This window comes from Brevibacterium sp. K72 (assembly GCF_050562175.1).
Lineage (GTDB): Bacteria > Actinomycetota > Actinomycetes > Actinomycetales > Brevibacteriaceae > Brevibacterium > Brevibacterium casei.
Map to the genome: position 1 here is coordinate 254,623 of NZ_CP191582.1, position 13,178 is coordinate 267,800.

Consider the following 13,178-nt stretch of genomic DNA (forward strand, 5'->3'; position numbering starts at 1 on the left):
TTTCTTCTACGCTACACTGGGTGATCGTGGTTGACGACAGCCACATCGCCCCCGTAGCTCAGGGGATAGAGCACCGCTCTCCTAAAGCGGGTGTCGCGCGTTCGAATCGCGCCGGGGGCGCCACCATCCGACAGCCGTACGGGACCCCTCCCCGCTCGAGCAGACGCTCACGTCAGCGCAAGGACGATGAGTCCGGCGAGCACCGATCCGATGACCACTGCGATCCCCATCGCCGCGGTCGCCTTCCAGCCCATCGCTTTGCCGACCATGACCATCGAGGGGATCGACAGCGCGGGCAGGGCGATGAGCAGAGCACCGGTCGTGCCTGCTCCGACACCGGCGGCGAGGAGCGTGACGATGATGGGGATCTCTCCCCCGGTCGGGATGACGAGGAGGGCACCCACGCAGGCTGCGACGACGATCGCCAGCGCCCCGAGCTGCGCGTCGAGGCCGTAGAGGCCGGTCAGCCAAGGACTGACGAGTCCGATGACGAAGACGAGTGCGAGGTGCTCGGGGACGAGGATGAGCGCGAACCGTGACAGCGACCTGAGGTAGCGCCGAGGCAGATCCCCGAGTCGCACCGGTCCGTCCGGTTCCGGTGCGGGAGCGTCCGTGACGCGCCCTGAGAGCCATGCCCCGATGAGCGCACTCGCCCCGACGGTGATGAGCAGGCCGACGACGATGCGGGTGCCGAGGTACTGCCACGGCAGAACGAGTGCAAGGAAGATGAGCACCGCCGGGTTGAGCATCGGGTTGCCGACCCAGTACGCCAGAGCCGCGCTGCGGGTGACCCCGCTGCCGCGAAGGCCGGCGGCGACAGGTGCCGCACAGCACGTGCACATCATCGACGGCAGCGACAGGGTCGCCCCGACGAGGGACTGCGTGGCCAGATGTCGCCGGTTCATCACCCGCAGCAGCCAGTCGCGCGGCACGAGCGCGTCGACGGCAGCGGCGACGAGGAGGGCGACGAGAAGCGCCTTCCACACCGCGAGGACGTACGCGAGCGTGAAGTCCCATGCCCCGGACAGCGACATCGTATCCCCGGCGACGGCGAAGAGCGGTGCCCCGTCCCAGATCGACGTCTCCGTCAGCGTCTGCGTCTTGTCCCAGTAGGGCAGCCATTTCGACCAGGTGAGGCCGACGCCGAGGAGGAGGATGAGGATGCCGAGTCCGACCCAGTCGCTCGGGCCCAGGCGTCGTGTCCGCGGAGCCCGAGCCGGCGCCCGCTGTGTCGTCGATGCCACCGATTCAGAGTCCCGGTTCGGGGATCTCTCCGTCCTCACGGCGCTTGTCGGGGTCGCGGGAGACGCGGACGACCATCGTCGGGCACTGCGAGTACGGCAGGACGGACTGCGAGGTCGAGCCGAGGAGGAGTCCGGCGAAGCCGCCGCGGCCCCGGGACCCGATGACGAGGACCTCAGCGGTGTCCGAGGCGCGCACGAGCACCTCGGCGGGCTGGCCGTCGAAGAGCGTCCACGTGACGTCGAGGTCGGGGAACTCGGTCTGCACCCGCTGTTTGGCGACGACGAGCTTGTCCGCGCCCTCGTTGATGAGGCGTTCGAGATCAGCGGTGCTCGGCAGCCATTCGGGGCCGATCACCGTCGTCGTGATGACTGCGACGATGTGCAGCGGCGAGCCGCGGCGCACCGCGAGCCGTGCCGCCTTCCACAGCGCCGGGGACTCGGCGCCGAGGGAGTCGACTCCGACGACGACCTTGCCGTCGAAGCGCAGGCCTTCGATCGCCTCGGCGTCGGGATCGGTCTGCTCGACCTCGAAGCCGTCCTGCCGGATCGGCCGCGAGGACGTGGGGTGGGCGGGTTTCTCCGTCTCCGCCTGCCACGACGCCGGGACGACGACCGTCGGGCAGGCCGAGTGGGCGGGCAGGGCGCTCGAGACGGTGCCGAGGAGGCGTCCGGCGAAGCCGCCGCGACCGCGGGAGCCGACGACGGCGAGGCACGACGTCTTCGACTCCTCGATGAGGACGCCGGCGGCATCGCCGACCTCGATGACGGCCTCGACAGGCACACCGGCGGCCTTGACCTCGGCGGCGGCCTCCTTGAGGATCGTCGTCACCGAGGCGCGGATCGCGGAGTCGTCGATGGGGACATAGGAGACGTCGATCGCGGCAGCGGCGACGCTGGGAATGGTGTACGCCCCGACGAGTCGGATCGGCATGCCCAGCGAACGCGCTTCCTGGATGGCCCAGTGGAGCGCATTCCTGCTCGGGGGTGACCCGTCGATGCCGACGACCACCGCTTCGGGCTCACCGGCAGGCGACGACGCGGCATCGTGACTGCGGTCCTGCTCTGACATCGCACGCTCCTCATGTCGCAGCGAATTTCTCTGAGTCCACCCTAGATCACAAAGCCGTGCGAACGACGCCCGATGTCACATCGTTATCCGATTCCGGCCACACTGCGGACAGCGTTCTCACCGGTGAGACGCTTACAGGCCCGAGCGCCGCGGCCACCGTGCCGAGTCGCTGCAGGCCTCAGGCGGCGTGGTTCATCTCAAGGAAGGGCCGCCACTGCTCGACGGGCTTGTCGATCCCGCGCATCCAGAACTGTCCCAGCCGAGGCTCCTGAGGGCGGAACCCGAGCTTCCAGCCGATCTCGGACAGGGTGCGGTCGCCTTTGCGGTTGTTGCAGTCACGGCAGCACGCCACGAGGTTCTCCCACGTGTTGCCGCCGCCGCGGGAGCGGGGGACGACGTGGTCGACGGTGCTCGCGGGCCGGGTGCAGTACGCGCAGCGGTGGTTGTCACGGCGCAGGACGCCGCGCCGGGACAGGGACACCCTGCGGTCACGCGGGGGTCTGACGTAGCGGGTGAGGAGGATGACCGAAGGCTGGTCGAGGCTCACGTGCTGCGATCTCACCGGCGCGTCCTCCGCTGCCAGCACTGTGGCCTTGCCCGTGAGCACGAGCACGACCGCTCTCGTGAACGGCACGACCGACAGCGGTTCGTATCCGGCGTTGAGCACGAGAGTCTTCATATCCCGCCCCCTCTTCTGCTCGGCGATGGGAAACCGAGGAGTGTGTCTGACCCGCTCGCTGTGGCCTGTGCCGGGAGGGCACCGCGCCCAGGGAACGCAAAAGGCGTCGTGCACCAGCACAACGCCTTGGAATCGGACACAGACACAGATATGTACTCCGCACCAGAACCTGGAGCGGTCGTCCGGAATATTCGACTATGTCCCATCGGATTTCCCATCGCTTACGGAACTCAATCTTCTCAAGGGTAACCCCGATTGCCGCTGTGACCGAATTCATACCCCGCACGACACGAAGACTTCCTCGGCCGTTCACCTCGCGACCCGAGATCAGCGCTCCGTCACAGTCTCTCCCTCTCGCACCGGCCACCGTGAGCGGCGCACCGCCCACTCCATCCACCGATTACCGCGCCCGGGAATGCAAGAACTCCCCGCCGCACTCGAGGACCGTCGAGTGCAGCGGGGAGTTCTCCTGCAGAGGTGATCAGAGGACGCGGATGAACTTCGCGCCGCCGTCGATCATCCAGTCGATGCTGCGGTAGCTGGTGTCGACGCGGGGGTTGCCGGCGTCGTACATCATGCCGTTGCCGGCGTAGATGCCGATGTGTCCCGGCTTCCAGATGAGGTCGCCCGGCTTGGCCTCGGACTTGGAGACCGTGGTGCCGGCCTGACCCTGCGCACCCGAGGTGCGGGGCAGGTTGACGCCGACCTTGGCGTAGACGAAGGAGGTGTAGCCGGAGCAGTCCCAGCCGCTGGGCGAGGTGCCGCCGGAGACGTAGGGGGTGCCGACGTACTGCTTGGCGATGGCGAGGACCTGCTCGGCCTTCGAGCCGTCGGGGATCTTGACGTCGCCCGAACCGGAGTCCTTCGACTCACCCTTGTCGCTCTTCGACTTCGACTTGGAATCAGACGAGTCCGAGGACGACGCGGAGGAGGAGTTGTCGTTCGAGGGGGCGGCGGAGCGCTCGGGCTTCGGCTCCGGCTTGGGGGCCGGCTTCGCGGTGACGGTCTGGACGTCGACGCTGAACGACGAGTCGTCCTTCTTGTCCTTGGACTGGCCGTCGGCGACGACGGTGGCGGCCTGGTTCTCGAACTCGGCGACCTGGGTCTTCGACTCGGCGGAGACAGCGACGTTGTCGTCTCCTGCCTGACCGGCTGCCGGGAGGACGGCTGCGGTGAGCAGTCCACCGCTGGCGGCGACGACGGCCGCGCGGCGTCCGAAGACGGCGGAGTTCTGGTTGAGGAGTTCGGTCAGTTCGGTCAGCGGAGTCTTGACCTTGGTCTCTGCGGCGCGGCGGCCATGGTGCTTACTTGCCACGTTTTCCTCTCGTCACCTATCGGATCGCTCCGACCGCCACTCTCGGTCCTTGGGTGTCTTTCGCATCGGGCGTGGCGTGCGGTTCCCGCTGCGAAGCCGCCGCTTTCGCGGACGACCTCAACAACTGTAACCAATCGGTGATCAATTGTCACGTTTCTGTCACAACCGGGGTGGGGAAACCCCGCGGTTTTCCATAGACGCCCAGGTGAGAGAGGTGGATGAGATTCATGTCTCCGTAACATTCGCTGTTACGAAACCGGGTTCGGAGAGTCGGTCAGGACTCTCCGAACCCGGTTCGGTCAAGGTTTCGTTACACAGCTTCCGTCGCCCGGCTGACGGAACCCGTCGCGCTCAGCCGCGGGCCCTGGTCACCGCTTGTGGGCGAAGACGTGCGAGGCCGTCTCGACGGGCAGGTCGAGGACATCCTCGGCGCCGGGGACCTGGACGGTGATGTACTCGCCGTTGCGGGTGATCTCGACGTCGGTGCCGGGCATGACGCCGGCGACCTGGAACTGCTGGAGGAGATGGATGTCGACCTGCAGGGGTTCGGCCAGCCAGGCGATCGTCAGGCTCGTCGCTCCGTCCCGGGCGACGGCGGTGGCGAGATCGACGACCTCGGTGCCGGGGTTCGCCTCCGCCCCGATGACGTCGAGGCCGGGGATCGGGTTGCCGTACGGGCCGGAGCTCGTGTCGGGCAGCAGGGCGACGAGCTTGCGCTCGACCTGCTCGCTCATCACGTGCTCCCACCGGCAGGCCTCGTCGTGGACGAGCTCCCATTCGAGGCCGACGACGTCGGCGAGCAGACGCTCGGCCAGGCGGTGCTTGCGCATCACCTCGGTGGCGATGCGGCGGCCCTCGGGGGTGAGTTCGAGGTGGCGGTCGTTGCTCACGTGGAGCAGACCGTCGCGCTCCATCCGGGCCACGGTCTGGGAGACGGTCGGACCGGAGTGGTCCAGGCGCTCAGCGATCCGGGCGCGCAGCGGGACGATCGACTGCTCTTCGAGCTCGATGATCGATTTGAGGTACATTTCGGTTGTATCGACGAGGTCGTTCACTTAAGACCAGCCACTCCACTCTTCGTCTTCAGGTCACGTAGGCGTTCTCACACTTCAGAGGTCTTGCGACCCTGCGTCGGCCGCGACAGCCCGCGGCCTCTGCGATCCTGACCGATTCTATCCCGGCAGGCCGCACCGGCGCGTCTCAGCCCGCGTTGACGTACGCCGTCTTCTGCACGGTGTAGAACTCACGCGCCGCCCGCGCCTGTTCCCGGGGTCCGTAGCTCGAGCCCTTCCTGCCCCCGAACGAGACGTGGTAGTCGACTCCTGCGGTCGGTGCGTTGACCATCACCATGCCGGCTTGGGCGTAACGCTTGAAGTGCGTCGAATATTTCAGCGAGGTCGTGTAGATGCCCGCGGAGAGGCCGAACGCGGTGTCGTTGGCCACGGCGAGGGCTTCGTCGTAGTCGGCGACCCGGATCACCGAGGCGACCGGACCGAAGACCTCCTCGACGTTGATCGTGTCGGCCGGCTTCGTGCCGGTCACGAGCGCCGGGGCGAGGAAGTAGCCGTCGGTCGCAGCCTCGACGCGGTCGCCGCCGGTGACCTCGCCGCCTTCGTCGCGGGCGATCCCGATGTAGCGCAGGTCCTGCTCGAGCTGCGTCTCGGAGACGACGGGTCCGATGTCGGTGCCCTCGGCGCGGGCGTCGCCGACGGTGAGGGCCGCCATCCGCTCCTTGAGGAGCGCGACGAACTCGTCGTGGACGTCGTCGGTGACGATGAGCCGGGATGAGGCTGTGCAGCGCTGGCCGGTGGAGAAGAACGCACCGTTGATCGCGGCGTCGGCGGCGGCTTCGAGGTCGGCGTCGCCGAGGACGACGAGGGGGTTCTTCCCGCCCATCTCCGCCTGCACGCGGATGCCGTGCTCGGAGGCCGCGGCGATGACTCCGCGCCCGACCGCGACGGATCCGGTGAAGGTGATGGCATCGACGTCCGCCGAGGTGGTGAGGACTTCGCCGACGACGCGGCCGGGTCCCATGACGAGGTTGATCACACCATCGGGCAGTCCCGCCTCGACGAGGATGTCGACGAGGGCCGCGGCGGACCCGGGGACGAGCTCGGCAGGCTTGAAGACGACGGTGTTGCCGTAGGCGAGAGCCGGCGCGATCTTCCACGCGGGGATCGCGATGGGGAAGTTCCACGGCGTGATGATTCCGACGACGCCGATGGGCTCATGGGTCATCTCCGCGGTGAGGCCCGGACGCACCGAGTCGATGATCTCTCCGGTGTTGCGGATCGTCTCTCCGGCGAAGAACTTGAAGATCTGTGAGGCGCGGAGGACCTCACCGCGGGATTCGCCGAGCTGTTTGCCCTCTTCGCGGGCGAGGAGGTCGGCGAGTTCGTCGGCGCGCTCGGCGATGAGGGAACCCGCCCGGTCGAGGATGCCGAAGCGCTGCTGGGCGGGGAAGTCGGCCCATTCGGGGGCCGCGGCGTTCGCTGCGGCGATCGCGTCGCGGACCGCCTGCTCGTCGGCGCGGGCGAAGCTGCCGATGACATCGGCCGGATCGGAGGGGTTGCGGTTGAGCGTGCGGTCGTCCGATCCGCGGCGCTTCCCGCCGATGAGATTGTCGACGAGGTTGTCCTCACCGCTGTCGGCGGTGGCTGCGCTCTGCTGTGGCTGGGTCATCGGGGCTCCTTCGCTGTGATGGGGCGGGTCCCGGGCGGAGCGCTCACGACGGTGCGAGCAGACCCTCGCCGCTGCGGATCCTCTCCCTTCGACTCTAACCGGAGGGACCGACCCGAGGACAGGCGGGTCCGCCAGGCGGCTGGTGCCCCCACGCAAGGGCAGCCGGGCCGGTGGTCAGCGGAGGCGACAGTCAGGGGTAGAGGCGGACGAGGTCCCACGCCTCGGCGGCAGCGAGGTCGGCAGGGTCGTGGCTGCCGTCGGCGGGTCGGAAGACCCACCGGTCGTGGAAGCGGTTGGGCTGTCCCTGCCAGAACTCGATCTCGAAGGGACGGATGCGGAACCCGCCCCAATGATCGGGCCTCGGGACATCACGGCCGGCCAGCTCCGCCTCGGCGCGGGAGTACTCGTCCTCCATCTGCTCCCGGCCGCTGACCGGCTGGGACTGCTTCGACACGCTCGCGGCGATCTGCGAGCCACGGGGGCGGACGGCGAAGTAGGCATCCGATTCGGCGGGGGCGACCTCCTCGGCGAGGCCCCGGATCCGGATCTGACGGTGCATGTCCTGCCAGGGGAAGCTCGCCGCGATCCGCGGATCGGTCCGCAGCTGTCGGCCCTTCGCGGAGTCGTAGTCGGTGAAGAAGACGAAGCCTCCGGCGTCGACGCCTTTGAGGAGGACGATGCGCGCGACCGGACCCCACTCGTCGAGAGTGGACACGGTCATCGCATTGGGTTCGCGGACCTGGCCGGCAGCCTCGTCGTACCAGGTGCGGAACAGCTCGAGGGGGGAGACCTCCGGGCGGTCGAAGGTGGGCGAGAGGTACGAGGCCCTGGTCTGGGCCAGACGGTCGACAGGCTCACTCATGCCTCCACTCTACGGGGCGCGGTGAGTGGCTCTGCGGGGCACTGCATCGACGAGGGGAGGACCACCGCCATCGCCCGGCGACGTCGCAGGGCGCTCTCACGCATGGTGAGACGGCCGGCAAATGCGCGGGGGCCTGCCCATAGAATGGCGAGCGTGACTGCTGCGAACCTGACGATCCCAGACGAACTCCTGCCCGCCGACGGCCGCTTCGGATCGGGCCCTGCCCGCATCCGCGCCGCCCAGATCGAGGCGCTCGACGCGGCAGCGGCGACTGTGCTCGGCACGAGCCACCGGCAGCCGCCGGTCAAGAGCCTCGTGGGACGCATCCGCACCGGGCTCGCCGAGCTCTTCGACCTCCCGGCCGGCTACGAGGTCGTCCTCGGCAACGGCGGGTCGACGACTTTCTGGGACGTCGCCGCCTTCGGTCTCGTGCGTGAGCGCGCGGCCCACGGCACCTTCGGCGAGTTCGGTCAGAAGTTCGCGAAGGCCACCGACACCGCTCCGCACCTGGAGCGCTCGCTCATCCTCGCAGCGGAGCCGGGCACCTCGGCGATCCCCTCCCCCGCCGCGCTTGAGGCGGCCGGTCTCGGCGACGGCGACGTCAGCGCCGATGTCTACGCCTGGCCGCACAACGAGACGTCGACCGGCGTAGCGACGACGATCGCCCGTCCCGACGGCATCGACGAGGATGCGCTCGTCGTCATCGACGCGACCTCGGGCGCCGGCGGGCTGCCCGTCGACATCGCCGAGACCGACGTCTACTACTTCGCTCCGCAGAAGAACATGGGCTCCGACGGCGGACTGTGGGTGGCGATCCTCTCCCCGAAGGCCGTCGCCCGGGCGCAGGAGATCAAGGACTCCGGCAGGTGGATCCCCGCCTCGCTCGACCTCGTCACCGCGATCGAAAACTCCCGCAAGGACCAGACGTACAACACCCCCGCGGTGGCGACGCTGCTCCTCCTCGCCGAGCAGATCGAGTGGATCAACGGCAACGGCGGCCTGGCGTGGGCGAGCGAACGCACCCGTGAGACCTCAGGATTCGTCTACGACTGGGCCGATGCCGCCGAGGTGGCCCGCCCGTTTGTCGCCGACCCCGCGGATCGCTCGTCCGTCGTCGCCACCGTCGACTTCGACGATTCGGTCGATGCCGCTCGCGTGGCCTCGGTGCTGCGTGCCAACGGCATCGTCGACGTCGAACCCTATCGGAAGCTCGGACGCAACCAGCTGCGGATCGCGACCTTCGTCTCCGTCGACCCGGCCGACGTCAAAGCGCTCCTGCGCTGCCTCGACTTCGTCATCGACGCCCTCGCCTGAGCCGTGGTGCTCTCACGGCGAGCGGCTGGGTGCACGGCCAGCCGGCGAGGCAGCACCGCGTTCGCCCCGCACCCTTACCCGCAGAACCACCCCATGCACCGCTCGGATTCGGCGCTGAGGGTATGACGTGCGGAGCCCGCTGGAGGATTCAGCGCTCAGGGCAGGACGTAGCGCTGGGGGTTCGACGCGACTCTGCGGGTGTGAGATCCGGCGGTCACGCGTGCGCCTTTGCTCACCCCTCACCCATACCCACAAAACCTCCACGTGCCCCGCTCGGATTCGGCGCTGAGGGTATGACGTGCGGAGCCCGCTGGAGGATTCAGCGCTAGGGGTATGACGTGATGCTTCGGGTGGGACGAAGCGGTTCCGGTGGGCGTGCCTCAGCGTTTCAGGCGCTCGTGTGGACGGCCGTCAGACGAAGAAGCAGTCGGGCTGTCAGACGAAGAAGTGGAGGAGCACCCCGACGCCGAAGGCGATCGCGGCGAGCAGAGCGAGGATGAACTCGATCGCGGTGCCGATGCCGATCGCCTTGATCGACCCCCAGCTCGACGCCCACGCCGTCTTCGCATCATGGAGACGCCCGAGCTCGGAGAGGAAGAGCCCGAGGACGAAGCCGATCGGCAGCCCGAGCACGGGGATGACGAAGAAGCCGACGATGCCGAGCACCCCGCCGAGGACGACCGACCGATTCGGCACCTCCATCGCCTTGAGCTGACGGCCGGTGAGGACGAACGAGGCGCTCATACCGGCGATCACGAGCAGCGCGACGATCGCGAAGACGATCCACGCCGTCGGAGTGCCGATGACGAACGCCCAGATGAGAACGCCGATGCCGATGAGGATCGAGCCGGGCAGCACGGGCACGACGATGCCGATGCAGCCGACGAGGATGCCGAGGGCGACGAGCACCGAGGTGACGATCTCCGCATTCACCGGATGGTCCTTCCCTTCACGTGGTTCCGCACGATCTCAACTCACTCGAATTGTTGCGACTCGCCGGAGCTGTCTCAACTCAATCGAACCGTCTCAACACACTCGAACGGTCTCAGGGGACCGGTCTCATCTCCGATCCTATGCGACCGCACCCGCTCACCGCCGCGACCCGCATGGCACTCGCTCACTGCCGCGACCGGCATGGCGCCGCTCTCTGCCCCGACGCGCATGGCACCCGCTCGCCCCGCGGGGCCCCGGGCTGCCGTGAGACGACCGGGACCCCGATGCTCACGGATGCCCGTGGTAGCTGACGTGGAGCCGGATGCGGGACGTCGGGTCGAAGCTGAGCCGCAGGTTCTTCGCGACGACCATCCACACCAGCCCCACGGCGAACGCGAGCACCCCTGAGGCCACACCGACGCCCATCGCCATCCGCGGACCGAAGGTGTCGGCGACCCAGCCGGCCAGCGGCGCTCCGATCGGGGTGCCGCCCATGACGACGGCGGCGTAGATCGCCATCACACGACCGCGGTAGGACGCCGGTGTCGTCGTCTGCACGTACGCGTTCGCCGAGGTCATCATCGTCAGCGAGGAGAAGCCGACGAGGATGAGGGCGAATGCGAAGAGGAAGTAGTCCGTGATCAGAGACGCGAGTCCGACCGAGAGGCCGAACCCGCCGGCGGCCCCGAAGATGAAGCGCAGCCGCGGCTTCTCCCGCTTCGCCGAGGCGAGGGCACCCGCCACCGAGCCGATCGCCATGACGGAGTTGAGGAGTCCGAAGCCGCTCGCATCCTTGTCGAATTCGATCCGCGCCATCGTCGCCGTGTAGATGTTGAAGTTGAAGCCGAAGGTCGCGACGATGAAGAGGACGACGAGGACGATCGTCACATCCGGCCGCGTGCGCAGATAGCGGAACCCGCCGAGGACTCCCCCACCGCCTCGGCGACCTGCCGGGTGCAGCCTGGCGCGGTCGAGGCGGATGAGCACGGTGAGGGTCGCGGCGAAGCCGAGCCCGCTGATGAGGAAGACGGGACCGGCGCCGACGAGGGCGGTGATGACACCGGCGACGGCCGGTCCGATCATCCGGGCACCGTTGAACGACGCCGAGTTGAGGCTCACCGCGTTCGGCAGCAGCCGCTCCCCGACGAGCTCGGAGACGAACGCCTGCCGGGCCGGGGTGTCGAGCGTGGCGAGGAGGCCGAGGACGAGCGCGAGCACGTAGACGTGCCAGAGCTCGATCGTGTCGGTGACGACGAGAACGAAGAGGAGCAGCCCCACGGCACCGAGCGCCGCCTGCGTGACCATGAGGAGCATCCGCTTCGAGAACCGGTCGGCGAGAGCGCCCGCGAACGGGAACATGATGAGCTGCGGGCCCATCTGCAGGGCCATCGTGATGCCGAGGGCGGAGGCGTTGTTGTTCGTGAGATACGTGAGGACGAGCCAGTCCTGCGCTGTCCTCTGCATCCACGTTCCGGTGTTCGAGATGAGCGCGCCGGCGAACCAGTGTCGGTAGTTCGGTTCGGCCAGCGACCGGAACGTGTGCGCCATCGAGTGCTTCAGCCCTCCTGGAGCTCGAGTTCGCCGCGGGCGTAGTCGTCGACGACCGCCTCGGCGGGGCTCGTGTCGGGACGTCTCACGTCCGTCTCCGAATGTGCCCCGCACCCGGAGTCGAGTTGGACCACGCGACCGTCGAAGGGCGACCATGCGTTCGCACAGACCCCGAAACTCTCCCGCATCGAACCGGCGATCGGCATGAGGTAGCCGCAGCTGCCGCAGTGCGCAGAGGCGCGGGCGGCGAATTCGCCGTCGGCCCCCGCCTCGGAGTCCGCCCACCGCTGCGCAGCGGCGTTGAGTCCCTCGGGTGAGAGGACCCGTTCACGGCCGATGCCGAACTCGTAGTTGGCGATCTGGTCGATGTTCTCCGCCGAGTTGTCCTCGGTCTGCTGGTAGCCGGGCTGCAGGTTGGGGTCGTTGTCGAGCTTCGGCAGGGTGTCCCGGGGCGTGAGGTCCCCGGGTTCGAGCCGCTGATCCCACGGCACCCATTCGGGGGCGACGAGAGCGTCGGGACCCGGCAGCAGCGCCGTCTCGCAGACGGTGACCTTCTTCGACCGCGGAGCCCGGGCGAGGACGGCGACCCAGCGCCAGCCCCGGTAGCTCGGGTCCGTGCACACGAAGTGGTGGGTGACGAGCCTGGTGCCCTCGGCAGTGGCGCCGAGGTGCTCACCGATGACGGCACTGCCGGCCACCTCGGCGATGGCCGAGCGGGCGACGTCGATCGCCGCGGCCAGCTGTGCGTCGAGGACGACCGTGCGCGCAGGCTTCTGCGCAGGAGCGCTCGGCGCTCCGGCCCCAGAGGGTGCCGCGACCTCGGCCTCAGCCGTGCCCGAGCCCGCCGCGACCTCGGCCCCAGCCGTGCCCGAGCCAGCCGTGCCCGACCCAGCCGCCTCGGCGACATCCGACGCCGGCGCCGGCTCGGCGGCCGACTGCGACCGCAGATCGGTCAGCCACGTCGTGAAGAGAGAGGACATCATGACTCCAAATCGTCGGCGATCGCCCGCAGCAGCGAGGCGACCTTGTTCCCGTGGTCACGGTCGGGGTAGCGGCCGTGCTGCAGACCGTTGCCCAGGTCATCGAGGACCTTGATGACGTCTTCCACCATAACCGCCATGTCCTCGGTCGAGCGCCGCCGAGCCTTCGGGACCTTCGCCGGTGCCGTGAGCACCCGGGCCTTGAGGACCTGCGCACCGCGGCGGGAGTCGACGACGTCGTACTCGAGGCGGGTGCCCTTGGTGACGTCCGTGCCCTCGGGCAGGACGGAGGAGTGGAGGAAGGCCTGGGAGCCGTCTTCGGCGACGACGAAGCCGTAGCCCTTGTCGGCGTCGAACCATTTCACGCGTCCGGTTGGCATGGTGTCCTTTCGTACTGGTGCAGTCTGTCTGTCGTGCAGTGTGTCTGTCGTGCTCTGTGTCTGTGGTCTCCGGTTCCGGAGTCCTGTTCTCGTGCCGGGCGGACCCGACGATGGTCGTCGTGTGATCGTGTGTCGAGAGGGTTCCCATCTCGCCGAGGCGGTTCCCCGTCTT

12 protein-coding genes and 1 tRNA gene are annotated in these 13,178 nt (G+C 68.5%); 2 read left to right on the plus strand and 11 right to left on the minus strand.

What is annotated here, in order from left to right:
- Window positions 1–47: 47 nt before the first annotated feature.
- Window positions 48–123, plus strand: a tRNA-Arg gene (locus ACQ1RG_RS01165).
- Window positions 124–167: 44 nt separating this feature from the next.
- Here ACQ1RG_RS01165 and ACQ1RG_RS01170 read toward each other — a convergent pair.
- The 7 genes from ACQ1RG_RS01170 to pdxH all read right to left on the minus strand — a co-directional run bounded on the left by ACQ1RG_RS01170 (window position 168) and on the right by pdxH (window position 7,851).
- Window positions 168–1,244: a permease gene (locus ACQ1RG_RS01170; RefSeq protein WP_009376414.1), complete on the minus strand. Its 1,077-nt coding sequence runs from the start codon at window positions 1,242–1,244 to the stop codon at window positions 168–170.
- Between the two features lie 4 nt (window positions 1,245–1,248).
- The gene (locus ACQ1RG_RS01175; RefSeq protein WP_009376415.1) at window positions 1,249–2,313 is read right to left on the minus strand and encodes a universal stress protein; all 1,065 of its coding nucleotides are present in this window, start codon (window positions 2,311–2,313) and stop codon (window positions 1,249–1,251) included.
- Window positions 2,314–2,491: 178 nt separating this feature from the next.
- Window positions 2,492–2,992 carry an HNH endonuclease gene (locus ACQ1RG_RS01180; RefSeq protein ID WP_009376416.1) on the minus strand — a complete coding sequence of 167 codons (501 nt, stop codon included), beginning with the start codon at window positions 2,990–2,992 and terminating at the stop codon, window positions 2,492–2,494.
- 481 nt (window positions 2,993–3,473) lie between these two features.
- Window positions 3,474–4,307, minus strand: coding sequence for a C40 family peptidase (locus ACQ1RG_RS01185; RefSeq protein WP_009376417.1), 834 nt, complete (start codon window positions 4,305–4,307; stop codon window positions 3,474–3,476).
- 368 nt (window positions 4,308–4,675) lie between these two features.
- Window positions 4,676–5,362 carry a metal-dependent transcriptional regulator gene (locus ACQ1RG_RS01190; protein ID WP_009376418.1) on the minus strand — a complete coding sequence of 229 codons (687 nt, stop codon included), beginning with the start codon at window positions 5,360–5,362 and terminating at the stop codon, window positions 4,676–4,678.
- A gap of 145 nt (window positions 5,363–5,507) precedes the next feature.
- Window positions 5,508–6,989: an aldehyde dehydrogenase family protein gene (locus ACQ1RG_RS01195; protein ID WP_009376419.1), complete on the minus strand. Its 1,482-nt coding sequence runs from the start codon at window positions 6,987–6,989 to the stop codon at window positions 5,508–5,510.
- A gap of 190 nt (window positions 6,990–7,179) precedes the next feature.
- Entirely contained in the window at window positions 7,180–7,851 is a 672-nt protein-coding gene (gene pdxH, locus ACQ1RG_RS01200; RefSeq protein ID WP_009376420.1) for a pyridoxamine 5'-phosphate oxidase, read from the minus strand.
- 153 nt (window positions 7,852–8,004) lie between these two features.
- Here pdxH and serC point away from each other — a divergent pair, with 153 nt between their 5' ends.
- A complete protein-coding gene (gene serC / locus ACQ1RG_RS01205) occupies window positions 8,005–9,165 on the plus strand; it encodes a phosphoserine transaminase (protein WP_009376421.1) in 1,161 nt (386 codons plus the stop codon).
- Between the two features lie 435 nt (window positions 9,166–9,600).
- On the opposite strand, the gene ACQ1RG_RS01210 is transcribed toward serC, so the two are convergent.
- The 4 genes from ACQ1RG_RS01210 to ACQ1RG_RS01225 form a co-directional block, all read right to left on the minus strand.
- On the minus strand, window positions 9,601–10,098 hold the full coding sequence (locus ACQ1RG_RS01210; protein ID WP_009376422.1) for a DUF456 domain-containing protein: 498 nt from the start codon (window positions 10,096–10,098) through the stop codon (window positions 9,601–9,603).
- Window positions 10,099–10,386: 288 nt separating this feature from the next.
- Window positions 10,387–11,646, minus strand: a complete 1,260-nt coding sequence (locus tag ACQ1RG_RS01215; RefSeq protein ID WP_009376423.1) for an MFS transporter — start codon at window positions 11,644–11,646, stop codon at window positions 10,387–10,389.
- An 8-nt stretch (window positions 11,647–11,654) separates the two neighbouring features.
- Entirely contained in the window at window positions 11,655–12,626 is a 972-nt protein-coding gene (locus tag ACQ1RG_RS01220) for a DUF3027 domain-containing protein (protein ID WP_040341243.1), read from the minus strand.
- A complete protein-coding gene (locus tag ACQ1RG_RS01225; RefSeq protein WP_009376425.1) occupies window positions 12,626–13,006 on the minus strand; it encodes a cold-shock protein in 381 nt (126 codons plus the stop codon). The genes ACQ1RG_RS01220 and ACQ1RG_RS01225 overlap by 1 nt, the downstream gene beginning before the upstream one ends.
- Window positions 13,007–13,178: the final 172 nt, after the last annotated feature.